Origin of the sequence: Burkholderia sp. KCJ3K979 (assembly GCF_016759955.1) — a bacterium.
In the GTDB taxonomy this organism is placed as follows: Bacteria; Pseudomonadota; Gammaproteobacteria; order Burkholderiales; family Burkholderiaceae; genus Burkholderia; species Burkholderia orbicola.
This window is the reverse complement of the sequence record NZ_JACFYV010000002.1, coordinates 1-24,191: the sequence shown is the minus strand read 5'-3', so window position 1 is coordinate 24,191 and position 24,191 is coordinate 1. Positions and strand designations below refer to the sequence as shown.

At 66.7% G+C, this 24,191-nt stretch carries 19 protein-coding genes and 2 pseudogenes; 3 read left to right on the top strand and 18 right to left on the bottom strand.

Annotated elements, in window-relative coordinates; all coding sequences use genetic code 11:
* Positions 1-35: 35 nt before the first annotated feature.
* The 12 genes from H3O04_RS00845 to H3O04_RS00790 all read right to left on the bottom strand — a co-directional run bounded on the left by H3O04_RS00845 (position 36) and on the right by H3O04_RS00790 (position 12,414).
* A complete protein-coding gene (locus H3O04_RS00845) occupies positions 36-1,283 on the bottom strand; it encodes an MFS transporter (protein ID WP_202586891.1) in 1,248 nt (415 codons plus the stop codon).
* Between the two features lie 285 nt (positions 1,284-1,568).
* Entirely contained in the window at positions 1,569-1,898 is a 330-nt protein-coding gene (locus tag H3O04_RS00840; RefSeq protein ID WP_011549287.1) for an H-NS histone family protein, read from the bottom strand.
* Between the two features lie 319 nt (positions 1,899-2,217).
* On the bottom strand, positions 2,218-3,567 hold the full coding sequence (locus tag H3O04_RS00835; protein ID WP_202586890.1) for a reverse transcriptase family protein: 1,350 nt from the start codon (positions 3,565-3,567) through the stop codon (positions 2,218-2,220).
* Between the two features lie 252 nt (positions 3,568-3,819).
* Complete coding sequence (locus tag H3O04_RS00830; RefSeq protein ID WP_202586889.1) at positions 3,820-4,392, bottom strand: plasmid fertility inhibition factor family protein; 573 nt, start codon at positions 4,390-4,392, stop codon at positions 3,820-3,822.
* A gap of 222 nt (positions 4,393-4,614) precedes the next feature.
* Positions 4,615-5,370: a histidine utilization repressor gene (gene hutC / locus H3O04_RS00825; protein ID WP_011549290.1), complete on the bottom strand. Its 756-nt coding sequence runs from the start codon at positions 5,368-5,370 to the stop codon at positions 4,615-4,617.
* Between the two features lie 50 nt (positions 5,371-5,420).
* Positions 5,421-6,914 carry an HAL/PAL/TAL family ammonia-lyase gene (locus H3O04_RS00820; RefSeq protein ID WP_006481066.1) on the bottom strand — a complete coding sequence of 498 codons (1,494 nt, stop codon included), beginning with the start codon at positions 6,912-6,914 and terminating at the stop codon, positions 5,421-5,423.
* A 7-nt stretch (positions 6,915-6,921) separates the two neighbouring features.
* On the bottom strand, positions 6,922-7,713 hold the full coding sequence (locus tag H3O04_RS00815; RefSeq protein WP_006481065.1) for an ABC transporter ATP-binding protein: 792 nt from the start codon (positions 7,711-7,713) through the stop codon (positions 6,922-6,924).
* 27 nt (positions 7,714-7,740) lie between these two features.
* On the bottom strand, positions 7,741-8,487 hold the full coding sequence (locus H3O04_RS00810) for an ABC transporter permease (RefSeq protein WP_202586888.1): 747 nt from the start codon (positions 8,485-8,487) through the stop codon (positions 7,741-7,743).
* A gap of 12 nt (positions 8,488-8,499) precedes the next feature.
* The gene (locus H3O04_RS00805) at positions 8,500-9,222 is read right to left on the bottom strand and encodes an ABC transporter permease (protein ID WP_006481063.1); all 723 of its coding nucleotides are present in this window, start codon (positions 9,220-9,222) and stop codon (positions 8,500-8,502) included.
* A 100-nt stretch (positions 9,223-9,322) separates the two neighbouring features.
* Positions 9,323-10,183, bottom strand: coding sequence for a transporter substrate-binding domain-containing protein (locus H3O04_RS00800; RefSeq protein WP_034175430.1), 861 nt, complete (start codon positions 10,181-10,183; stop codon positions 9,323-9,325).
* Between the two features lie 517 nt (positions 10,184-10,700).
* Positions 10,701-11,666 (bottom strand): dTDP-4-dehydrorhamnose reductase family protein, encoded by a 966-nt coding sequence (locus tag H3O04_RS00795; RefSeq protein ID WP_202586887.1) that lies wholly within the window; start codon positions 11,664-11,666, stop codon positions 10,701-10,703.
* Positions 11,667-12,000: 334 nt separating this feature from the next.
* Positions 12,001-12,414, bottom strand: a complete 414-nt coding sequence (locus H3O04_RS00790; protein ID WP_006481060.1) for a DoxX family protein — start codon at positions 12,412-12,414, stop codon at positions 12,001-12,003.
* Positions 12,415-13,004: 590 nt separating this feature from the next.
* On the opposite strand from H3O04_RS00790, the gene H3O04_RS00785 reads away from it, so the two are divergent.
* Positions 13,005-15,230, top strand: coding sequence for a LamG-like jellyroll fold domain-containing protein (locus H3O04_RS00785; RefSeq protein WP_202586886.1), 2,226 nt, complete (start codon positions 13,005-13,007; stop codon positions 15,228-15,230).
* 221 nt (positions 15,231-15,451) lie between these two features.
* Here the strand turns inward: H3O04_RS00785 and H3O04_RS00780 are convergent, their stop codons facing one another.
* Entirely contained in the window at positions 15,452-16,294 is an 843-nt protein-coding gene (locus H3O04_RS00780; RefSeq protein WP_027808142.1) for a formate/nitrite transporter family protein, read from the bottom strand.
* A gap of 328 nt (positions 16,295-16,622) precedes the next feature.
* On the bottom strand, positions 16,623-18,113 hold the full coding sequence (locus H3O04_RS00775; protein ID WP_237666120.1) for a nitrate- and nitrite sensing domain-containing protein: 1,491 nt from the start codon (positions 18,111-18,113) through the stop codon (positions 16,623-16,625).
* Positions 18,114-18,527: 414 nt separating this feature from the next.
* Here H3O04_RS00775 and fliD point away from each other — a divergent pair, with 414 nt between their 5' ends.
* The gene (gene fliD, locus H3O04_RS00770) at positions 18,528-20,042 is read left to right on the top strand and encodes a flagellar filament capping protein FliD (protein ID WP_202586885.1); all 1,515 of its coding nucleotides are present in this window, start codon (positions 18,528-18,530) and stop codon (positions 20,040-20,042) included.
* Between the two features lie 124 nt (positions 20,043-20,166).
* On the opposite strand, the gene H3O04_RS00765 is transcribed toward fliD, so the two are convergent.
* The 4 genes and pseudogenes from H3O04_RS00765 to H3O04_RS00750 form a co-directional block, all read right to left on the bottom strand.
* Entirely contained in the window at positions 20,167-20,814 is a 648-nt protein-coding gene (locus tag H3O04_RS00765; RefSeq protein WP_006481056.1) for a hypothetical protein, read from the bottom strand.
* Positions 20,815-21,231: 417 nt separating this feature from the next.
* Entirely contained in the window at positions 21,232-22,179 is a 948-nt protein-coding gene (locus H3O04_RS00760; protein ID WP_023476414.1) for a dihydrodipicolinate synthase family protein, read from the bottom strand.
* A gap of 43 nt (positions 22,180-22,222) precedes the next feature.
* On the bottom strand, positions 22,223-23,542 hold the full coding sequence (locus H3O04_RS00755; protein WP_034175427.1) for an MFS transporter: 1,320 nt from the start codon (positions 23,540-23,542) through the stop codon (positions 22,223-22,225).
* A 60-nt stretch (positions 23,543-23,602) separates the two neighbouring features.
* Positions 23,603-24,076: pseudogene (locus tag H3O04_RS00750) on the bottom strand (PfkB family carbohydrate kinase); the annotation flags it as partial.
* On the opposite strand from H3O04_RS00750, the pseudogene H3O04_RS00745 reads away from it, so the two are divergent.
* A pseudogene (locus tag H3O04_RS00745) lies at positions 24,055-24,191 on the top strand (MFS transporter); the annotation flags it as partial. The pseudogenes H3O04_RS00750 and H3O04_RS00745 overlap by 22 nt on opposite strands.

Here is a 24,191-nt window from a genome sequence, read left to right as displayed (position 1 = left end):
CGGTGAAATCGTGGCGGTGCATGCACGCACCGTGCTCATTCGAGCTCGACGCCCTTGAGCTCGGGGATCAGGAACAGCGTCGCGACCATGTCGAGCACGTACAGGCCGGCAAGCAGCGCGATGGCCGTCTGGAACGAGTAGTGCGCGGCGAGCGCGCCGACCGCGACCGGGCCGAAGCCGCCGACCGCGCGGCCGATGTTCCACAGCACGTTCTGCGCGGTCGCGCGTGCGGCCGTCGGATAGCCTTCCGACATCAGCGTCCCGTAGCCGCCGACCATCCCGTTGACGAACATCCCCATCAGCGCGCCGGCCCACAGCATCGCCGTCGGGTCCGACAGCCGCGCATAGGCGATGACCGTCACGACCGAGCCGAGCTGGTACAGCAGGAACGTCGGCTTGCGGCCGATGCGGTCGGCCAGTTGGCCGAACACCCAGACGCCGATCATCATCCCGACGACGGTCGCCGCCGTCCACAGCCCCGATTTCGTCAGCGAGAAGCCCATCTGCTTCGACAGGAAGGTCGGCAGCCAGATCATGATCCCGTAGTAGCCGAAATTCTGGACCGAACACAGGATCACGATGCCGACGCTCGTGCGCGCGGTGCGGGCGTCGGCGACGAGCATGCGGAACGCGTTGGATTTCGGCTGCGTCGCGCGCTGCACGAACGCTTCCGGCTCGTGCAGCTTGTTGCGCATCGCCCACGCGAGCAGCGCGGGCAGCACGCCGACCACGAACATGCCGCGCCAGCCGATGTGGAGCAGCAGCAACGGCGTCAGCAGCGCGGCCAGCAGCACGCCGACCTGCCAGCCGAGCGCGACGTAGCACGACACGCGGGCGCGCTTGGCTGCCGGCCATGCTTCGGCCGCGAGCGCCATGCCGATCCCGAACTCGCCGCCGAGGCCAATGCCCGCGATGGTGCGATAGACGAGCAGATCCTCGAAACCGCGCGCGAATGCGCACAGGCCGGTGAAGATCGCGAACAGCAGGATCGTCCAGGTCAGCACGCGCACGCGCCCGTAGCGGTCGCTCAGCGCGCCGAACACAATGCCGCCCGCGACCGCGCCGACCAGCGTCCACGTGACCAGCGCGCCGCCCTGCCCGGGCGTCAGGTGCAGCGCCGCCGTGATCGCCGGCAGCATGAAGCCGAGGATCAGCAGGTCGAAGCCGTCCATCGCATAGCCGATCGCCGAGCCGGCCAGCGCTTTCCACGCGTACGCCCCGACCTGCTCGACGCGCGGGGCCGACGGGCCGCCGAGCGCCGAGGATTTCATGTTTGCTGCCATGGTGTCCTGCCACGAATGTCCGGCGACATTCTAAGGCCTGTGCCCGCGAACGACGGAGGCGGATGCACGTCGGCCCGCGCTGGCGGGGCGGCAGGCGGAAAATGACAGGCAACGAACGGAAAAGAGAAAAGAGAAGGAAAAACGTCGATCCGGTGCGGCGGCGAGGCCGGCGATGTCGCGCTCAGGCCGGACACCGGATGAAAGACAGCAGGCGGGCGGAGGATTGCCGGCCCGCCCGCCCGCGCGAACCGGGCGGCGCCGGATGGCCTTGCGATACGACGGGCTTCAGCCCTGATCGTCCCCGGGCCACCAGGTCTTGGCCTCGCGATCGACCGCAAGCGTTTCGAGATCCTTGCCTTCGAGCCATTTCGGCCGCGGGCCGCGCCCCGACCATGAGCGGCCGGTCGACGGATCGTAGTACTTGGCAGGCGCCTTGCGCTTGCGCTGGACGATGTAGCCGAGCGCGCTCAGCACTTCCTGTTGCGAAATTCCCAGCAACTCGACCTGTTCCTTGAACGCCGCGAGCGCGGCCTGCTTCTCCTTCTGCTTCGCCTCTGACAGCTTGATGTTCAGGTCCCGAAGTTGTGCTTCGAGTTCCTGCAGGGCCTGGGTCATGTATTCATCCTCTTTGGGCATGTTTTTGCAAAAAGCTCCGATGGCCGAACCTACCACGAAGTTCAGCCAATCGGGGCTGTCAAATAGGTGAATCGTCCACCTGAGCCGGCATGATTGCGCGATGCGCACTAAACGACGTCGTGCGTCACTGACAGGCAAGGCCAGGCCGGCAAAGGCGGCACCGCGTACGCATGCAAGGGGCGGACGGCGGCGGCAAATGATCGCCGCGCCTGGCACGGGCGCGGCATGGCGCGAATGATAGCAGTGCGCGGCGTCGTGATGCAGAAGTCGCTGATCGGCGTCGCGCGGCCCCGACGGTTCAGCGATCGGCGCCGCCGGGCTCCCACGCGATCCGGTCGAACAGCGCGCGCAGCTTCGCGCCGCGCGCCGCGTTCAACGCCGCCGCATGCGCGACGCGTCCGGCCAGATGCGCACGAAAATCCGGATGCGCGGCGCGGTTCTGCGACGCCGGGCCATGCCGGATGCAATTGGTCAGGATGGCCTTCAGGCGATCGAACGCGTCGCGCGCCAGATTCGGATGACGGTTGACGACCACGCCGGCCAGTTGCTGACGCGCACCGCGTCGCATCACGCGGGTCTTGCGTAATTGCAGCGCGAAACCTTCCTCGAGCGCGATCGCGGCGACCCGGATCTGCAGCCGCTCGATGTCGCGCGCGAGCGCGCCGCCGCCGGAGAACGCGAGATCGTCCGCATAGCGCGTGTAGGTCGCATCGAGCGAACGCGCGAGCGCGGCGAGTCGCAGGTCGAACCGGAACGCGCACAGGTTCGCGAGCGCCGGCGACGTCGGCGCTCCCTGCGGCAGATGCCGCTCGCGATAGCGCTGGCGGCCGATCCAGTCGAACCGGTCGCGCAGGTCCGGCTCGAGCAGCCGCGCCGACGGCACGCGATTGGTACACAGCCCGGTGAGCGTACGCGCGACTTCGGCCGGATACCCGAGCGTCGCGAACAGCGCATGCACGCGCGCGGCGCGCACCGACACGAAGAAATCCGCGAGATCGAAGCGCACGACGACATCGCGATCCGCATGCGGCGCCGCGAACGACACGATCCCGTGCCCCTTGCGAAAACCGTGTACCGCGCCGTGCGGCGCAATGCGATCGAGCAGCCCGTGCAGGATGCGGCGCTGCGCTTCGCGCAGCCGCCCCTTCGGGATTTCGACGAGGCGGCACCCGCCGCTGCGCTTGTCGACCGCGACGTACGTGTAGTGATGCAGCGGCGTGGCGCTGCTGCGCGCGTCGACACGCCAGTGATCGGCCAGCCAGTCGAGTTCCGGCACGCTTACCCCGAGCCAGCCGGCGAGATCGCCGGGCGTCGGCCAGTGCGGCACGTCGCAGCCGGCGAGCGGCGCCGGCAACGGTCGCTGGACCAGCGGCCGCCGCACGATGCGGATCACCGCCGGCCGACGGTCGCCATACCATGCGCGCACGAACGCGGGCGCCTCGGCCAGGACCGCCGAGAGCGCGTCGGTGTCGGTATCGGCCCAGTCCGCGCCGAAGCGGGCGAGCGCGGCGTCCGCGCATTCGTGCGTCCACGGCGGCGCTTCGCCGAGCACGGCGGCCATCCGCGCGATGACGCCGTCGCGTTTGGGCGAACCGGCGAGCATCGCCTCGGCAATCGTGCGGGTGGTGTCGCGCAGGGATGAGTGCATGGGAAACGGAGGCGGGACGATGAGTCAACGTGGCTGGTGCTGCGAGAGCAGTCGTTGCGCAACGCGCAACTTGCGCACTTGCGACGCATCGGTGTATCGATCTGATCCACGGGGTAGCCCCGTAGTCCTGGAACATCGGCTGCCTGTTCCGGGCGTGTGCTTGACCCACCGCCCCGCGTCGCGACTTTAATCGGCGGCCGCGCCACGTGTCAAATCGAGCCGGACGATGCGCGCCGCGCGGCGGCCTCGCGCTTATGCGCGCCGGCTGAACAGCTCGCTGAACGCGATCGGCGCCACGCCGATGCCGGCCAGGCCGTTCAGTATCGTCGCCCAGCTCGCGTCGGCCACGCTGACCGGAAACGACCGCACGCGATGGGCGAGCAGCCAGAAGGTGCGCGTCATGCCGTCGCTCATCGCGACCTCGTAGCCGCTTGCCGCCGCCCAGTAGCCGACCGACGGTAGCGTCACAGGTGCGTCGCGGCCGCTTCTGAACGCGGCGGCCGCCGTCGCGAACTTGCTGTCGAGCGACATGGCGCGGCGGGGTACGCAATCCTGCGAATTCTGTTTCGGAAACGTGGGGCTCGTCTCGAGCCAGCGGCGATAGAACGTGTCCGCGTCGATATGGACGACGAACCGCTCCGCGCCACCCGGCTCGGCCTTCAGATAGCAGTCCGCCTGGTTCGGCACGGGAACGCGCCACGTCGCGCGCTTCGCACTCAGGTCGATCAGTTCGCACGCCATCGACGGACGCTGGGCGGGTATAGCGGCTCCGGATTCGCGCAGGTCCTGGGCGCGAAGGATGCCGTTACGAATACGTGTCAGCATGGGCCCTCTCTCTTTCTCTCGATTTTTTCGCATGAGTCAGGGCCCGTCGCGCGATCCGCGCCGGCGCCGCGATGCGGTCGCCCGGTTCCCCGACGCTCCCGACCGAATCGGGAACCCGCGCAGTGTATCGCCTTTCGATGCAGGTACGACAGGGCTCCGTCACGCCCCATGCGGCGGCACCGGCCAGCACGGCTGACGCGGCAAGCGGGCCACCCCGCTTCCCTACATGTTGCCCGCCAGATGAAACCGCGACGCCGGATGCCACAGCCTGACCGACGTGGCGACCTGATCGCCAACCCATGTGCGGCGTCGCAACAGCAAGCACGGTTCGCCGATTTCCATCACGAGATGCCGACGCACCTGCGCATTGGGTTTCTCTGCGTAGATCCGGAACTCCGCACGCTGGATCGGCGCCAGTCGCACCATGTAGTGATTCGGCGTCTCGAGCGTGAAGTCCTGCTCCAGATACGCGGGAAACAACGCCGGATTCACGTAGCGATCCTCGAACTGGATCGGTTCGTCCTCCTCGTAATGGACGATACGCGAATGAAACACGGGCCCGGCGCGCAACCCGAGCGCATCGATCGCGTCCGGGTCGACGCTGCGCTCGATCAGCAGCACGCGCGCACTGTGCCGATGGCCGCGCTCGGCAATCTCGTCCGCGATGTTGCGGATCTCCAGCACCGTCGACTCGTAATGCCGGCGCTCGACGAACGTGCCGGCCCCCTGGATGCGGGTCAGCACGCGCTCGGCCGTCAGTTCGCGCAGCGCGCGCGACACCGTCATCCGCGCCACGCCGAATTCCTTGACCAGTTCCGCCTCGGTCGGGATCGCGCCGCCGGGCTTCCAGTCGCCCTTCGCGATCCGCTCGACGACGTAGCGCTTGATCTGCTGGTAGGCCGGCAATGCCCGCGCCGGCACGGTGTCGGCCGATGCCGACGCCTGCCGGGCGGAAAGTCTGCGTTCCGTTTCGCTCATGCGCCCTCGACCGAATGAATGTGGAGTGATCGGCTCGCCGTTGACCGTCGTCACCGCAACGACGGCGGCACACCGGCGACGATGCCGGCCGCGATCGCGATATCGTCCGCCAGCGGCCGGTCGTCGTGATACGCCGGCGCACGTTCGCGCACGTGTCGCCACAGCGCGTCGGTCGATGCGGCGCGCCCCGTTTCGCCCGGCTGCAGATCGTACGCCTGCGCGGCGGCCAGCAGCTCGATCGCGAGCACGCGCGTCGTGTTCTCGATGATGTCGAGCGCTTTCAGCGCGGCCGGCGTCGCATGACACAGGTGATCTTCCTGCAGCCCCGACGTGATGCCGCCGTCGAGGCTCGCCGGCGCCGCGAGCCGCTGATTCTGCGCGACCAGCGCGACCGCCGTGTACTGCGCGATCATGAAACCCGAACAGCTGCCGCCCGGCGTGGCAAGAAACGCCGGCAGCCCGCTGACGAGCGGATTCACGAGTCGGTCGAGCCGCCGCTCGGCGATCGCCGCGACCTGCGCCATCGCGCTCGCGAGGCTGTCCATCGCGAGCGCGATGCCGGCGCCGACCGCATGCGCCTGCGAATGTACGGCCGGCGCCTCGCGCGTGCCGGCGACGATCGGATTGTCGGTGACCGATGCGAGTTCGCGATCGACGACCTCCGCCGTGACGTCGAACACGTCGCGCGCCGCGCCATGCACGTGCGGAATCGTGCGCAGGCTGAGCGGATCCTGCGTATGCCGGCCGCTCGCCGCGGCAAGCATGCCGCTGTCCGCCAGCAGCGCACGCAAACGGGCGCCGACCTGCCCGATACCGGGGGAAATCCGCAGCGCGAGCGAAGCCGGATCGAATGCGGCGAGTTGCCCGCCGAGGTTCTCGAAGCTCATCGCCGCAATCCAGTCGGCCCAGTCGAGCAACCGTTCCGCGCGGGCCAGCGCGAGCGCCGCCAGCCCCGTGACGCACGGCGTCCCGTTGACGAGGCTCAACCCTTCCTTCGCACCGAGGACGAGCGGTTCGCGGCCGATGCGCCGCAGCGCCTCGTCGCCGCGGATGCGTTCGCCGCGATGGCGCGCATGGCCGTGCCCGACGCAGACGAGCGCGACGTGCGCCATGTGGGTCAGGTATCCGACCGAGCCGTGCGCCGGCACTTCGGGAAGGCAATCGTGCTCGAGCAGCGCGACGAGCTGGTCGACGACGTCGGCACGCACGCCCGAATGCCCGTGCGCATAGTTGTTGATCGCGGCCGCGATGATCGCGCGCGTTTCGGCCGCGCCGAGCGGCATGCCGACGCCCACCGCGTGACTCATCAGGATGTTGTGCGACAACGTGCTCTGCTGGGCCGGCGACACGATCACGTCGCACAGCGCGCCGACGCCGGTATTGACGCCGTAGGCGCGAATCCCGCGCGCGACGATCTCGTCGACGAGTTCGCGAGCGGCCACAACCCGCGCGCGCGTCTCGTCGGCCAATGCCAGCGGCTCGCCGGCCGCCACCGCCGCAACCTGTCGCCAGTCGAGCGGCCGCGCCGCACGGAATACGGTCATGGCAGCCTCAGTTCGTGGTGCGGTCGTGGTGGCTCGACACGAATTGCCGGAAGCGCTCGGAAGTCTGGCCGCCGAAGACTTCGTCGGGCGTCCCGTCCGTATCGACCTCGCCCTGATGCAGGAACATCACGCGGTTCGATACGTGGCGTGCAAAGCCCATTTCATGCGTGACGACCAGCATCGTGCGCCCCTCCTCCGCCAGCGAGCGCATCACGCGCAGCACCTCGCCGACCAGCTCCGGGTCGAGCGCCGACGTCGGTTCGTCGAACAGCATCACCTTCGGATGCATCGCCAGCGCGCGGGCAATGGCGACACGTTGCTGCTGGCCGCCCGACAGGTGCGCGGGATAGTAGCCGCGCTTGTCCGCGAGGCCAACGCGTGCGAGCAGCGCCTCGGCTTCCTCCACCGCTTCCGCGCGACTGCGCTTCTGCACCCGCAGCGGCCCTTCGACGAGGTTGTCGAGCACCGTCATGTGCGACCACAGGTTGAAGTTCTGGAACACCATGCCGAGCTGCGAGCGAATCCGGTCGACCTGGCGCCGGTCGCTCGGATGCAGCTTGCCGTCGCGGGCGCGCTTCATCGCCAGCTCTTCGCCCGCGAGCGCGACGGAGCCGTCGTCGGGGGTCTCGAGCAGGTTCAGGCAACGCAGGAACGTGCTCTTGCCCGATCCGCTCGCGCCGAGGATCGAGATGACGTCGCCCTCGTGTGCGTCGAGCGAAATGCCCTTCAGCACATGGTGATCGCCGAACGACTTGTGGATGTTTCTGACCGACAGCGCAACGGGAGCAGCGGTGTTCATCGGATTCTCCTGGAAAGAATGGCGCGCTCAGGACGCGACGCGCTGGGCATTGCGGGCCGCCGCGGCGGGCGCGCCGGACGGCTTCGGCGCACGCAGGTGCCCCGAGAGCCGCCATTCGAGCGCGCCGAGCACGCGCACGACGATGAAGTTCAGGCCCAGATAGATGATGGCCGCGCAGACGAACACTTCGGTCGTCCGGTAGGTTTGCTGAATGATCTGCTGCGCGACGCCCGTCACTTCCCACACCGTGACGAGGCTCGCCAGCGCGGTCGACTTGACGAGCAGCACGGCTTCGGTCGAATACGCGGGCAGACACTGGCGCAACGCGATCGGGCCGATCACGCGCCGCAGCAACGAGAAGCCCGACAGGCCGATGGAATACCCGGCCTCGATCTGCCCGACCGGTACGGCCATCAGCCCGCCGCGCAGGATCTCGGCCGTGTAGCCGGCCGTGCACAGCGCAAGCGACAGCACCGCGCAGACATACGGCTCGCGCAGCAGCGGCCACATGAAGCTTTCGCGGATCACGCCGAACTGGCCGAGCCCGTAATACACGAGGAACATCTGGATCAGCAGCGGCGAGCCGCGAAACACGAGGATGTAAGCCCGTGCGAAGCGGTTCGGCAGCCAGCGCGGCGACACGCGCATCGTGACGATCACGAGCGACAGCAGGCCGCCGAGCACGAGCGATGCGAAGAACAGGCCGAGCGTGGTCGGCACGGCCGCGAGCAGTTGGCGCAGCGTATCGAGGAGAAAAGCGAAATCGATGGACATGCCCGTACTCCGTCAGTTGCGCGCGAAATTGCGGCGGAACGACCGGCCGACGATCGCCTCGGCCCGGTTGAACACACGGTTCGACAAGCCCGTCATCAGCAGATACAACGCACCGCCCGCGACGAAGAACACGAAGTACTGGTGAGTCGAGTTGGCTGCGATCTGGCTCGTGCGCAGCAACTCGGCAAGACCGGTGACCGAGATCAGTGCGGAATCCTTCAGGCTCAGTTGCCACACGTTGCCGATACCGGGCAACGCGAAGCGCAGCACCTGCGGCACCAGGATGCGCCGCAGCACCATGCTGCGCGGCATGCCGATCGAGCGCGCCGCTTCGAGCTCGCCTTTCGACACGGCGAGCACCGCCGCGCGATAGACCTCGGCCTGATAGGCGCCCGAGATCATCCCGACCGCGAGCGCACCGATCACGAACGGCGGTACGCCGATGAAGCCTTCCGCGCCGAACCACTGGCCGACGGCCGTCACGAGCGTCGAGCCGCCGAAGTAGAACAGATAGATGACGAGCAGTTCGGGCACGCCGCGAAATACCGTCGTATACAGATCGCCGAGCAGGCGGAGGGTGCGGTAGCGCGACAGCTTCGCGGCCGCGATCGCCGCGCCGATCACGGCGCCGACCGCGAGCGCGGCGAGCGTCAGCGCGACCGTCATCAATGCGGCGAGCAGCAGCACACCGCCCCAGCCTTCGGTACCGAAGCCGAGCATTTCAAGAATCGCCATGCGTGCCTCCCTGCATGCGTTGAGTGAATCCGCTGGATGCGTGCCGCCGCATCGCGCGTCGTTCGATGAACTTACGCGGCGGCGGCCGAACGCGCAGCGCTTACGGCGTGACGTCGGTCTTGAACCACTTGTCGGCAAGCTTCTTCACGGTGCCGTCCGCGAGCGCCGCGGCGATCGCCGTATCGAACTTCGTCTTCAGGTCGGCATCCTGCTTGCGGAACGCCAGCCCTTCGCCGGGCCCCCAGATCGGGCCACCGAGCTTCGGCCCCGCGAGCACGATCGACGCGTTGTCCTTTTTCGCGTTGTTCGCCGCGTAGTACGTGACGTCGTCGAACGATGCATCGATGCGCCCGGCGACCAGATCGAGATCGCGTTCGGGCGACGTCTTGTACACGCGAATCGACGCGATGTCCTTGAAGCTGTCGTTGATGAATTTCGTGTAGACGGTGCCCGACTGGATACCGATCGTCTTGCCCTTCAGCTGCTTGCGCAGCGTGTCGACGGTAGGCTTGTCCGCGTTGGCGTCGCCTGTGAGCTTGACGATCGGTGCGCCGGGCGCGGCCTTCGGCAGGATCTTCGTATCGGTGACGGCGAACGTCGCCGGCGTCGCCGCATACGGACGCGAGAACAGCAGGATCTTTTCGCGCTCCGGCGTGATCGAAATGGCATCCATCAGGACATCGAACTTGCCGGCCTGCAGGCCCGGAATCATCCCGTCCCAGTCCTGCGCGACCATGTTGCACTGCACCTTGATGCGCTCGCACACGTTGGCGAGCAGCTCCGGTTCGAAACCGCCCAGCTTGCCGCCCGGCAGCGTGAGGTTCCACGGCGCGTAGCCGCCTTCGAGCGCGACCGTCACCGTCTTCCATTCCTTTGCCTGTACCGGCGCCGCGAGCGTCGCCGCCGCAGCCGCGATGACGCCGACCGTCCTGATTGCCCACTTGATGCGCTTGCCGTTCACGAGAGTTCTCCTTGCGTTGAAGTTCGCCATCCCTTCGGTGCAGCAAGCCGCCTCAGGAATTTGTCTATACAAGCATGCAAGAAGAAAAACAGCGAGACAAGCGGTGATCAATAAAAACCGCGGAAACGCGGGAAATCCCCTAATTTCAAGGGTCTGGCGTGCATCGTCACGGGGAATTCCGGCACACGTTTGGTGCAATTCGAGCGGCCGAATCTCAAGGATGACTAGACAAATTTTGAATTCGACCACGAGGCCGCGCGACCCCGCGACGCATGTCTGAGGATTGGCGGCTCGCAATGCCTGCGCGTGGCCGCATCGATCGCGCCGTGCTGTGCGGCACCTGCGTCTGCATCGGCGTCGCGCGGCGCCATCGTCGGGGGGCGGATGCTTCGTTGGTCAAATGAATACCGGGCGGAAGATCGCCCGGCTGCCAGGTAGGCGGTGAACGGCGGCACGAACCTCAGCGAATCGGCTCGTTGATATCGGCGGGTGCCGCGAGCCGTGGCCGGTATCGCTCCTACAGCGCCCGCGGCGCGTCGCGCAGCACGGTCCGCAGCGCCGTATCGAACGGCGTCGCGTAATCGATCCCGAGCGCGCGCATGCGTGCGGCATCGAGATGGCAGTCGTACGGGCGCGGTGTCGCGTCGGTCGGCTGCGTGATCGGCGTGAGCGACGCGTCGATGCCGAGCGCGGTGGCAATTCGCTGCGCGATGTCGTACTTCGTCATCGGCTCCTCGCCCGACCAATGGCGAATGCCCGTGGCGGATTCGCCCGCAAGATGGCGCAGCGTCAGGTCGCGGATGACCTGCGCGACGTCGGGCGTGTAAGTCGGGTAACGGATCGCCCATGCGTCCATGCCGACCGCGTCGGCGCCCGGCCGCGAAGACGCGACGACGGCCGGCACGAGGCTCGTGACGGCCGATTCGCTCCAGTCGGCGATCGGGCCGAACAGCAACGGCAGGCGCAGCACGCACGACAGCGGCGACGCGGCAAGCAGCGCGGCCTCGCCTTCGAGCTTGGTGCGGCCGTAGATGTTCAGCGGGTTCGGGGTCGCGTCTTCGCGGTAGGGCGCCGCCTTGCCGTCGAAGACGTAGTCGGTCGAAATGCCGAGCGTCCATGCGCCGTATCGCGTGGCGAGTGCGCCGATGCGGGCGGGCGCGGTGACGTTGATCGCGCGAGCCGCGGCCGGGTCGCGTTCGCAGACGTCGGGGCGGCGTTCGGCGGCGCAGAGAATCACCGCTGCCGGTCGGTGGGTTTCAAAAATGCGCTCGAGGGACGGCTGGTCGAGCACGTCCAGCTCGGCGATGTTTTCCGGCGGCAACGCGAGCAGTTTTGCACCGGCGCTTTGCGGGTTCCGTATGGTGGCGAGCAGCGTCAACGACGATTCGCGAGCCAGGCAGGCGGCAACCGCACGGCCGAGCAGGCCGGAGGCGCCGATGAGGAGGACAGTTTTGCGTACGGTCGACTGGGATGGGTTTGGCATGGGCGGCGATCAATCACGGAAACGAATGGATTATCGGGCCTATTGGATAGCATGAGCGATCACCGCGCAACGCTTCGGTCTACTGGCTCGCCTCCGGTCGCGAAGATGATCGACTCCGTTCTTCGTCGATTTCGCGCTGGCCGCCGGCGTCGAGCAATGCGTGACCCTCGACGCGGATTCCGACCGCGAGCGCATGCGCTGAGCGCCGTGCTTCGGCACGACACCGGCTCGGTAGTCGGCCCGCGCGCCGATCGCTCCGTCGCCCGTAAAAAGCGAAACCCGGCACGCTTGCGCGCACCGGGCTCCCGATACCGAACGGAAACGCCGTCCCGCGTTACTTCCGATCAACCGAATACCGCCCCGGCCCGGTCAATGCGAGCAACAGCAGTCCACCGATGATGCTCACGTTCTTGTAGAAGTTGATCATCGCCATGTACTGCTCCATCCCCTGCAACGCCCAGTAGCGATGGCCGATCAGCGCGGTCGCGAGCGTATAGGCGGCGAACAGCAGTGCGAGCGGACGCGTATAGAAGCCGATAGCGATCAGCACGCCGCCGACCAGTTCGACCGCCACCGCGATCACGGCCGCGAGCTCGGGCGCCGGGTTCCCCGTCGACGCCATATACGCGACCGTGCCCGAAAAACCGTTCAGCTTCTGCCAGCCGAACAGCACGAACAGGATCATCATCAGCACGCGAGCCGCCAGCAGCAGCTCGTCCTTCTTCGACTCCAGCGAAACGTAACGCATGGCAAATCACCCTTGAATTGACGGTTTGATGCAGCCGGTGCCGCTGCGCGCCGAATCGGCGCGCGAAGCCGGCAACGGACCACTCTTCGCACGATCGGACGGCAAGCCACATGGCCCGCCGCCGAAGAATCCGCCAGGTGACGCCGCGACTGACGGCGCACGCCGGATCGGTTCTGGCAAAGCACGGGTGCAGTCTACTGTCCCGCCAAGAATCATCAATCCCTCAAAACATGATTCGCTGTCTCGATTGAGTGGACAATCAGGAAAGCGCGACCCGTCATTCCGACGGCCGTGGTTCATCGCAAACAAAATTTGAACCGACGCAAACAAACTTGTGCCACGGCCTTTTGAGCAAAGAAAACTGTTCCATGCCGTACCGGGAAATAAAATCGTCGCCGCGCGTGGTATCGCGAAGATCGCATCAATTCCCCGCAGCGCCGGCTGTCGCAGTCACGCGATGTACAACCCTCGCGTTTGAACAGGCGGCCGTCGATCGCGCGCGCAACTTCCGGATGTGCTTTGTCACACTGACCCACTGTCGCGTAATCCATACTGTCGCGCAGTTCAACAAGACGACAGAGGAAATAAAGATGTCGAAACGGTTCGTGGAGCGTGCCATCCTCGAGGAGTTGCCGAATCCCGCGCGTCGAGCGTTGTCGTTGGGCCTGGGGCTATTCCCTATGCTGCCGCTGCTGCCGGGACTGGGAGCCCAAGCGGCACGGGCCGCGCTTGCAGGTCCGGCGCGCACGCCGGCTTCGGCGAGTGGTGTCTTCCGTCACCCGGGACTGCTGGTCACCGAAGACGACTTCGCCCGCATCCGCGGCTACATCAAGGCCGGCCAGGAGCCATGGGCGCACTGGTGGAGCACGCTGTGCGCCGAGCGCTTCGCTTCCCTCGACGCCCGACCTTTCCCGCTGGCGGGCGTCTACCGGGCCGATGGCAGCTCGCGGGACATGTACGTCGACATCTGGCGCGCGTGGACCCTGGTCCTGCGATGGAAGCTGTCCGACCCGCAGGACAACCGCTATGCCGACAAGGCCGTGGAGTTCCTGGACGCCTGGGCGAACACGCTGAAGGTGGTTGGAACGGTGCCTCCCGGCTCGACCGCCCATGACGACCACACCTTCATCATCCTGGCCGGCATACAAGGCCATCAGTGGGCGCAGATCGGCGAAGTCCTGCGCACCTACCCAGGCTGGGCCCCGGCGAACCTGAAGCGATTCCAGGACATGCTGCTCAACGTCTTCGCCCCGGTATCGTCGTGGTTCCTCAGCGACGGGCGCATCGGGTCCCATGCCAACTGGGACATGGCCTCGATGGTGGGCGCCATGGCCATCGGCGTGTTCTGCGACAAGCCCGACCTGTACCGGCTGGCCTGCGACTGCTATGCGGGCAACAACCGCGGCACGCTCCGGAACTTCGGCAATGGCGCCATCGGGCACGGCGTGTACTTCATGCACCCGGGCCATTTCGGGCAGTGGGAGGAAAGCGGCCGCGACCAGGGCCACTCCACGCTGGGCATGTCGCTGGGCGGTGACCTGCTGGAGATCGCCTGGAACCAGGGCGACGATCTCTACGGGCTGTACAACAACCGCTTCCTCGCAGCGGCAGAGTATGTGGCGCGCTCGAACCTGCTCGACGAGAACGGCAAGAACTACCCGATGCCCTATGTGCGCGAGAACAATCCGTCCCAGCCCCACCCGTCGTTCTGGACGCAAGTGAACTACGGTCAGATGGGCCGCAACTGCTGGGAGCCCATCTACAACCACTACGTCAACCGCCTGGGGCTGGCGGCGCCGAACGTCGCGCGCATGGTGAAGTTGTGCGAGCCGAAGTACGGGGGCAGCAGCGACGACGTCTGGTGGCCGACGCTGATCCATCGCCGCCCGGACTATGCCGGCTCCATGAAGCCGCCGTCTGGCCTCACGGCCTACCTGCGCGGCAATCGCGTCGTGCTGTCGTGGTGGGGCAGCGTCGGCGCGACCTCGTACGAGATCAAGCGCGCAAGCCGGGCCAGCGGCCCCTTCAACCTGCTGGGCACGGTTTCGGCGAGCGAGGTCCTTACCTACAGCGATATACCGTCCAACGGCGTCTGGTTCTACCAGATCACGGCGCAGGGCGCCGGCGCGCCGGGAGCCGGCTCCAATGTGGCTCGTATCGCCGTTCCCGGCGAGGTCCGCCTGTCCCTGCCGCTGAACGACCCGAACGGCACCGGCACGCACGGCGCGCTGCGGACCGCCACTGGCACCATGACCTTTATCGAGGGCAAGCTGCTGGACGGCGCGACCTGGGGCGACGGGCGCCGCAACGACAAGGCCATCGTGTTCGACGGTCTGAAGGCCGGCCTGCAGCTGCCGTCGGGCGTGTTCGGCGACCTCGACGACTTCAGCCTTTCCTTGTGGGTCTACGCGAACGGGTTGCACTGGGACAGCTGCGTGTTCTATGCAGGGCTCGACGCGAACGCAGCCATGTGCATCGCACCCCAGACCGGCTCAGGCACGCTGTGCTTCTCGATCTTTGGCGCGACATTCAAGGATTCACAGGTAGTGGCGGCGCCGTGGGCCCTGCCGATTCGACGCTGGGTCCATCTCGCGGTCACGCTGCAGGGCAATACCTGCCGCCTGTACGTCGACGGCACCGAGGCTGCGAAATCCGACGAAATCCTGCTGTCGCCGCGCCAGGTTGGCGACCAGGTCATTTTCCTTGGCCGCAATTGGGCGCATCCATCTTTCAACGGCCGCATCCAGGGCTTCCGCGTGTACGCAGGTGCATTGAGTGCCGCGGAGGTTGCAGCGCTGGCCCGTGATGCGATGTGATGCTGCATCGCTCATCCCTGCCGGCAATGCCGGCGGGGACTGTGCGAAGTCGTTTTCGATCATGCGTGCGCCCGGTCGGCCCTGCGCGCGGCAACGCGCGTCGACGTGACCGTGATCGCGTCGTAGATCAGCCCCGACGCATCCGCCGACGTGACGGTCGCGCGCCCCCGGTGCGCGTTTCAGCGCGTCGACGGCAGTCGGTTGCGGCTTGCGCAGCGCGATCAGGCCTTGCGCGCGACGACACCCACCGGCGAAGCGGACGCGCGTTTCGGTGCGGTCTTGTAGTGCGTGCTGTACAGCGCCGCGCCGACGAACACCAGCCCGCCGACCAGGTTGCCGAGTACCGTCGGGATCTCGTTCCACAGCAGATAGTCGACGACCGTGAAGTGGGCGCCGAGCATCAGGCCGGACGGGAACAGGAACATGTTCACGACCGAGTGCTCGAAGCCCATGTAGAAGAACACGAGGATCGGCATCCACATCGCGATCACCTTGCCCGGTACGGACGTCGACATCATCGCGGCGACCACGCCGGTCGACACCATCCAGTTGCACATCACGCCGCGCACGAACAGCGTGAGCATGCCGGCGGCGCCGTGCGCCGCATAACCGAGCGTGCGTGCTTCGCCGATGCCGCCGATCTTCTGTCCGATTGCGTTCGGCGCTTCCGAAAAGCCGAATGTGAAGATGATCGCCATGAACAGCGCAACCGTCAGCGCGCCCGCGAAATTGCCGAAGAACACCAGCGTCCAGTTGCGGAACACGCCACCCCAGGTCGCGCCGGGCCGGCGATCGATCACCGCGAGCGGCGCGAGCGTGAAGACGCCGGTGAGCAGGTCGAAGCCGAGCAGGTACAGCATGCAGAATCCCACCGGAAACAGCAGCGAACCGGCTAGTGCGTTTCCGGTGTTGATCGTGATGCTGACCGCGAAGGCGGCGGCGAGCGCGAGGATCGCGCCCGCCATGTACGCGCGAATCAGCGTATCGCGGGTCGACATCGACAGCTTCGATTCACCAGCATCGACCATTCTGGTGACGAACTCGTTGGGCGTGAGGTAGGCCATGGTGTGCGCTCGTAAAGTTGGACGGGCAAAAAAAACGCGCCAGGCACTCGCTCGACATGCGAGTGCCTGGCGCGGACGCTGTTATCCACGTGATCGGTCGCCACGGTTCGACATGGCGTGATCGTCAGGCCGCCATTAGCCCGACGAGCGAGATGTTCGCAATTCTCATACCAGTGACGGGGATATCGCGATGCAGGCTGGCCGGACGCGAAATGCCGGGGGAGAAAGCCGCGGCCGATCGCAGCGAATCGCACTCGCGCGGTGCAAACTGCACCTCGCGCATGCGCTTCGGGCGCAGCCGCGGTGCGTGAAGCGCGGTGCGTTCCGGTCAGGTCGTGCCGTCGTCGTGCGGTGTGTCCGGCGCGCTTCGCTGCGTACGACGTCGCGCGGAAGTCTGCGCGTGCTCGTCGACGAATCGCTCGGGCGACGTCAGCGCGTCTTCCGCAATATCGGCAAGCGGCCGATTGCCGTCCATCGACGCTTTCTGCAGCATCCGATACGCTTCGTCCTCCCGAAGGCTGAAGCGCGTCATCAGCGTATTTTTCGCGCGCTGCACGAGCTTTCGTTCGTAGAGCGCGCGACGCGCCGCGTCGAGCTCGACCTCCGCGCCGGCCAGTCGCGCGGATTGCGACTCCAGCAGGGATTTCAGACTGGCGAGCGTCCCCACGTCGGAGCCGGAGAGGCGTTCCGGCAGTTCGTGAACCGCCGCGCGCGCCGACAACGGATCGCCGGCGAAGAACTGGGCGAGCGCCTGGGTATGCGGGGGCGGATTGTTCCGCAACTGCGCCATCAGGCGCTCGGAGTCGTGCAGCGTTCGGTGCGCGTCTTCGATTCGCGCGTTGCACGTTTCCTGCACCTGCAGCGTCAGCGCAATCTGAAGATGCCAGAGATCATCGATGCGGGCGCTCGCGGCGTCGAACCATGCTTCGCTCAGGACGGCGTCGAGCGCATCGCCGGCGTGCGCCGTGCACAGTACGCGGCGCAGCTTCTCGAGCGCCGCCATGTGCGGCTCCGTCATGCGGGTTTCCCACCATGCGCTTTGCGCCGTGCTTGCGAAGCTCGCGAAGACTTCGAGACTGCGCTCCTGCGCGGCTATCAGATACAGCAGGCGCTGCTGCTGGTCCGCCGAAAACGTGCCCGCCGCGAACATGTGCGCGCCGACGGCACGTTCCTGTCCCGCTTCCTCCTTGCCCTCGACGACATGGACGAGGGCAATCAGCATGCGCGATACCGACGGGTCCGCCGCGCTGTCGGCAAACTGGAAAATCAGCTCCACGAGGCCGCCGATCACGGTACTGAACGCCTGGACGGAATCCGGCGCCGACAGTGCAAGATGGTCGATCTGTTCGCGCAGCACATCCAGCGATTCCAGGTCGAGCAGCACCCAGGCGATCAGCGACAGCAGACGCGACGTCGAACCGCGCGCGGGCGTCAGTTCCAGGTCCAGGCGCTCGCGCAACTGCGCGACGAGCGGCACCGATTCGCCGCGCGAAGCCGCGCGTTCGGCGACGAAGCGCTTGCCGCTCGACGCCAGATAGATGCTGGTGGCGCCGCGCTCGCGCTGCAGCGCATGGATCAGGCGGCCGAGCAGGTCGACCAATTCGATCTGCTCGGCCAGCTGGCGCAGGCACGCGATTTCCTGATGCTTGGCGAGCAGCGCGAATTGCAGGGCGGTGGCGGGCATGGTGGAGACTGACCGTCGACAGGGACTCGGTGCAGTGTAGAGCGGACAATAATCGTCATTTTTTGACGCCTTGCAGGTCAAGATCCGTGACGAAGGCGCGGTCCGCAGCTTCGCTACCCAATACTTCCCGAGCATGGGCGTGCAATGCCTCGGCAACGTTCACAAGGCGCACTGCCAATAAACGCTCTCAATCTTTTGAGCCTGCCCGCCCGTAGACAATCCAAGGTTTCATGTCCGCTTCGGGCCGGCTACGATTTTCTACCCTCGGAATAGCCGACTTCTTTTAGAAACCGGCTCCGCACCCATCGTTCTTCTCCCACATTTTTCACAAGAATAATTACAAAAAATTACCAACCAATACCGATTTAATAATACGATAGCCCACCCAATCATTCTTACGTTTTCCCGACACTTCCACGATCCGTGGCGGGTGTCGGGCAAGAAGCGCGAGAAACGACACGCACGCGGATCGCCACGGACCCATCCGGATCGCCGCCGGCCGGCTCCATCGCCGTTCGCCACTGGATCGCCTTCAACCGGAGCTCACCCATGCCAACGACCACGCCCGTCAACAGCGGCGCGAACGCGAACAGCCTGATGCAACAGGCGGCACAATCGATCATCAACGGCTCGACCGGCAATCCGGCGATGGATGTCGGCTCGCTCGTCAAGACGCTCGTGAACGCGAAAACGGCCGGCCGGGCCGCGGCGCTTGCCGCATCGCAAACGACCGGTAACACGCGGATTTCCGCATTCGGCGCGCTGTCGTCCGCACTCGGCGCGCTCGAGGCGGGCCTGACGTCGCTGAAGAACGGCGCGTTGCAGTCGACATTCAACGCGGTCGCGAGCGGCAAGGGCCTGACCGCGACGGCCGGCGCGGGCGCGGTCGCCGGCACCTACACGGTCGGCGTCACGCAGATCGCGACCGCGCAGGCGCTGTCTTCCGCCGGCTTCAACGGCAGCAAGGCGCTCGGTACCGGCACGCTGACGCTGTCGCTCGGCAGCCAGTCGTTCAAGGTCGAGGTCGGCGGCACGAACAACACGCTCGCGGGCATCGCGGCGGCGATCAACGGCGCGGCGGGCAACCCGGGGATCAGCGCGACGGTCATCAACGGCACGGACGGCGCGCACCTCGTGCTGGCATCGTCGAAGACGGGCGCGGCGAACGCGATCAGCGTCGCGGTCGGCAACGTGTCCAACGACGGCGGCCTGTCGAACCTCGGCGTCACGTCGACGGCCGACCCGTCAGGCGGCGCATCGAAAATCGATTCGGCGAACGGCGCGGCCGCGTGGCGGCAGAGCACCGCCGCGCAGGATGCGAAGTTCACGCTCAACGGGATCGCATCGACCAGCGCGAGCAACGCGGTGTCGGGCGTGCTGACCGGTATCACGTTGAATCTGTCGGCGGCCGCGGTCAGCGCGACCGATACGCAGACGTTGACGGTCAGCACCGACACGAAGTCGCAGGCCGCCACGATCACGAATTTCGTGAGCCTGTACAACACGGTGGTCAAGACGATGGGCACGCTGTCGAGCTACACGGCCGGAGCCAGCTCGCAAGGCGCGCTGATCGGCGATTCGACGTTGAACACGATCCGCAACTCGCTCGCGTCGATCGTCGCGCGCGGCATCGACAGCAGCGCCACTACCGAGAAGGGCAACGGACACGTGAACCTGCTGTCGATCGGCATCAAGCTCGAGAAGGACGGCACGCTGAACGTCGACAGCGCGAAGCTCGACAGCGCGTTGTCTGCGAACCCGTCGGGCGTCGCGCGCCTGTTCAATCCGGAGAACGGGATCGGCACGCGCCTGGCCGACCAGATCACGCAGTTCACGAAGAAGAACGGGATGATCGACGTGCGCACGACCGCACTGACCGCCGATCTGAAGCGCGTCACGCAGCAGCAGTCGGATCTGTCCGACTATGCCGCGCAACTGACGAAGCAATACCAGGCGCAGTTCACCGCACTCAACACGTTGATGGCGCGGATGAACACCAACACGCAGTACCTGACGCGATTGTTCGGGGGTGCGAACAGCAGCGGCACGCTGTCCAGCAAGTGAGCGGCCGGGTCGCGCGAGAGGCGCGGCCCGGAGTTGTCGCTCATGCCCGGCGACGCGCCAGCGCTCGCCGGATACGCATCATCACGGATAGCCGGCCCGCGGCTGTCCTTGAAGCAGGCAAAGGTCAGCCGAGACCTTCGACACGATCGGCGAACCGATCGATCGCACGCGACACCTGACGCCCGAAATAGCCGGGCCGTTCGTGCTCGTACGCACGCAGCAGCGACGTGCATTCGCGCTCGGTCCAGCGCCACACGGGCCCCTGCTTCGCGAATACCGGATGATCGTGCAACTCGGCCGGTACCGCGTGCTCATCTTCCCACCCCCAGAAATAAGCCTGGTAAGCACGGGCGAACGGCATGCCCAGCTGGTTCGCGACGGTCTCGTCGTGGCGCAGCGTGAAGTCGACGATCTCCTTGCGCGTGCGTCCGAGCGCATCGTCATGGCGCGCTTCGATCCAGCAGTGATACCGCGCGAGCTGCGACAGATGCCGCGCGGTGCGGCGCCGCTCGCGCGTCGTGCAGAGCGCGTACAGGTTGCCGCCGCCGAAATCCATCACTTCGCCGCCCGCGAACGGCCGATAGGGCTTGCCGGTCAGCAGCGTCAGCACCCGCGCGCCGACGATCGCATAGTCGGCGCAGCGCATGTAGCCGCCGCGCGTCGTCGCTTCCGATACGCTCCGGTGGACGACTTCGTCGATCACGGCGTGCAGCATGGCATCCACCGGCGCCGCCAGGATCGGCGGCCGGCTTGTCGTCGTTACGTGTTGCATGGGCGAATGCGGCTTCAGCGGTTCGTCGTAAAAATCACTCCGCGGCATGGTATTACGAGCCGTTACAACGGATGGGCGCGGGATTGCGCAGATTTGTGCGCTTTTCTCGCGTCGCGCAAGACATGTCGACAGTCCGTCGGACATGGTCGATGCAACGCGCGGCAGGTTGGTCGGACGAACATCGACGCCGCGCTCGCGGATCGCGGGCGGTTCGCGTTCATGATGTCGTGAATGACGGCAGGAGGAGCGCGGCGGCAGGCGTTGCCGCCATCGACGAGAGGGAAATCGCAACGAGTGCGCCGCGATTGCGGCGCATCGCGCAAAGCGGGTCGTGCTTGCAGGCAACGGGCGCGCCGGCCGCACGCACGGCACGCGATCGATCACGTGCCACGCGACTGGCGCGGCACGCGTCGTACGTCATGACGCAGCGATCCGCCGGCGGAAATGTTCGGTGCCGGCGACGATCTTGTCGAGCACCGCGTCGAGCGCCCAGAATCGTTCGCGCACGTCGTAGTCGATCGCACGGCATTTGATCGACCCGAACGTGCCGATCCGCTGGTGATAGAGCTTCGCGAGCGCCGGGTAACCCAGCGCCTCCGATACCGCCGAGACGACCAGGAACGTCGACAGTTCGTCGGCCAGCGCCGGATTCGACTCGCCGTGCGTGCGCAGCCACTGGTAGAGATCGGGATGGAAGTTCGTGAACACGCCGTTGAAACCGGCGGACCCGGCCTTCATCGCGTCCCAGGCGATCGCGGCGTTCGCGTTCAGGATCTTCAGCGGCGACCCCTCGGCAAGCGCGACGCGCCGCTTCACCGTCGCGAGATCGCAACTCACGTCCTTGAGCATCACGAACCGGCCCGTGTCGATGCACGCGCGCAGTTCGTCATCCGACAGAAGCCGCCGGTAAGGCGCCGGACATTCGTACAGGCCGAGCGGGAGATCAGACGGCAGTCGCGCGAGCAGCCGGTGGAGGTGGTCGAGCAACGCGGCGCTGCCCTTGCGTTGCGGATCGAGCCGGTTGGTCACGAGCACGACGCCCTGCGCGCCCGATTCGGCCGCCGCGCACAGTTCGGTAACCTGAGCGTCGAAATCGTCGCTGATGTGCCCGGACGCGACGACCGGCACGCGCCCGGCCACCCGCTCGACCACGAAGCGCGCGAGTGCCGCGCGTTCGGCGAGGCTCAGGAACTGCATCTCGCTCGATTGCGCAACCGCGAACAACGCGTCCGAGCCGTGTGCCAGATACCATTCGATGAGCCGCTCGAGCCCGGCGTAGTCGATCGCGCCGGCGTCGTCGAACGGCGTCAACATCACCGGTACGATCCCCTCGATGGTCACGTTCGATTGCTGCGAGTGTTGCATCGGTTTCTCCTTGCTTCAATGAATGCGGGTGCAGGCTGCCTGCTCAAGCCGGCAACGGTCCGGGCGCGGCGTTCGCGGCCTGTTCGGGAATCGGCTTGCGCACGAGCAGCAGATAGGCCATCGCGCCGGCGAACGCGATCGCCGCCGCCGTGAGCAGCGCGGGCACGAACGACCACTTCTGCGCGATGATGCCGGTCAGGATCGGCGCCAGCGCGCCGCCGATGAAGCCGCCGAAATTCTGGATCGCGCCGAGCGACGCGATGCGGCTCGGCGGCGCGGCCGCCGTCGCGAGTGCCCACGAGCACGCCGACGCCGCGTTGGCGAGAAAGATCACCACCGAAATGCATGCGAGCGCAACCGTATTGCTCTGCACGAGCGCGGCCGGAATCGTGAACGCGACCATTCCGAGCATCGCGGCCACCACCGCGTTGCGCCGGCTCACGACCGGCGACCGGCTGCGCCGCGTGACGAGATCCGACAGCCAGCCGGCGACCAGCGAACCGACGAATCCGCACAGGAACGGCACCGATGCGGCAAAGCCCGTGCGGATCAGGCTCATGTGCCGCTCCATCGTCAGGTAGCCCGGCAGCCAGGTCAGGTAGACCCAGTTCAGGTACACGGAGCCGAAGAAGCCGATCAGCATCCCCCAGGTCGTGCCGTGCGAGAACAGGCTGCGCCATTCGGCGAAGGTCAGTTTCGGCGCCGCGGCGACGCTCTGCGCATCGGCATCGAGATAATTGCGCTCGGCGGCAGATAGTTGCGCGCGCACCGGATCGCGATAGAACGCGAACCACACGACGGCGACGACGAGGCCGAGCGCGCCGGTCACGATGAACGCCCAGCGCCAGTGGAACGATGCAACGAGCACCGACAGCAGCAGCGGCGCAAGCGCGGTACCGAGCGGCGACGCGGCATTGAAAATACCGGTCGGCGTGCCGCGCGCCCGCAGCGGAAACCAGTTGCTCACCACGCGTGCGGCCGACGGGAATTGCGGCGCCTCGCCGATGCCGAGCACGATGCGCGCGACGATGAACCATCCAAACGTGGACACGAGGCCGCCCGACGCCTGCGCGAACGACCAGACGATCAGCCCGATGCCGAGCAGCCGGCGCGGGCCGATGCGGTCGACCAGCCCGCCTACCGGAAACTGGCACAGCGCATAGCTCCAGGAGAATGCCGACAGCAGCAGCCCCATCTGCGCGAGCGACAGGCCGAGATCGCCGCGGATCGCCGAACTCGCGACGGCCAGCGTGCCGCGATCGAGGTAGTTGACGATCCCGCTCGCCATCAACAGCGCGAGCGCGATGCGTTGACCGCGCCGAATCCGGGGCGGCGCGTGCGGAACAGGTGGGTTGTCGTTCATGTCGATTGTCTCCATGTCACTGGTAGAGGCCGGGTTCGGCCGTTCCGTCGCATGCGGAATTCAGGTATCCATACGGTTGACTTCGTCGCGCGTCGGAATCGACGTCTGCGCGCCATGGCGCGTGACGCTGATCGCGGCCGCACGCTGGCCGAAGCCGATCGCGTCGTCCATCGACGCGCCGCCGGCCCGCGCGACCGCGAACCCGCCGACGAACGTGTCGCCGGCCGCGGTCGTATCGACGGCCGCCACCGCCATCGCACGATGGCGGCCGCGCCCTGCGCTGCCGCGCCAGCACACGCCGCGCGCGCCAAGCGTGACCAGCACGTTGCCGACGCCCTTCGCGCACAGCGCATCGGCGGCGCGCACGGCCGATGCGTCGTCGCCCACGGCGATGCCGGTCAGCGACTCGGCCTCGGTTTCGTTGACGACGAGATAGTCGACCCGCGCCAGCAACGCATCGAAAAGCGGTTGCGCGGGCGCCGGATTGAGCAGCAGCGGCGTGTGGTGGGCGCTTGCGCATGCAATCGCTCGCGCAGATGGGGCTGCTGCTGTCGGCATTCTCCTGGAGCTATGCGCTGTGCCAGTTTCCGGTAGGCGGGCTGGTCGACCGCATCGGCCCGCGCCGGCTGCTCGGCATCGGGCTGATCGT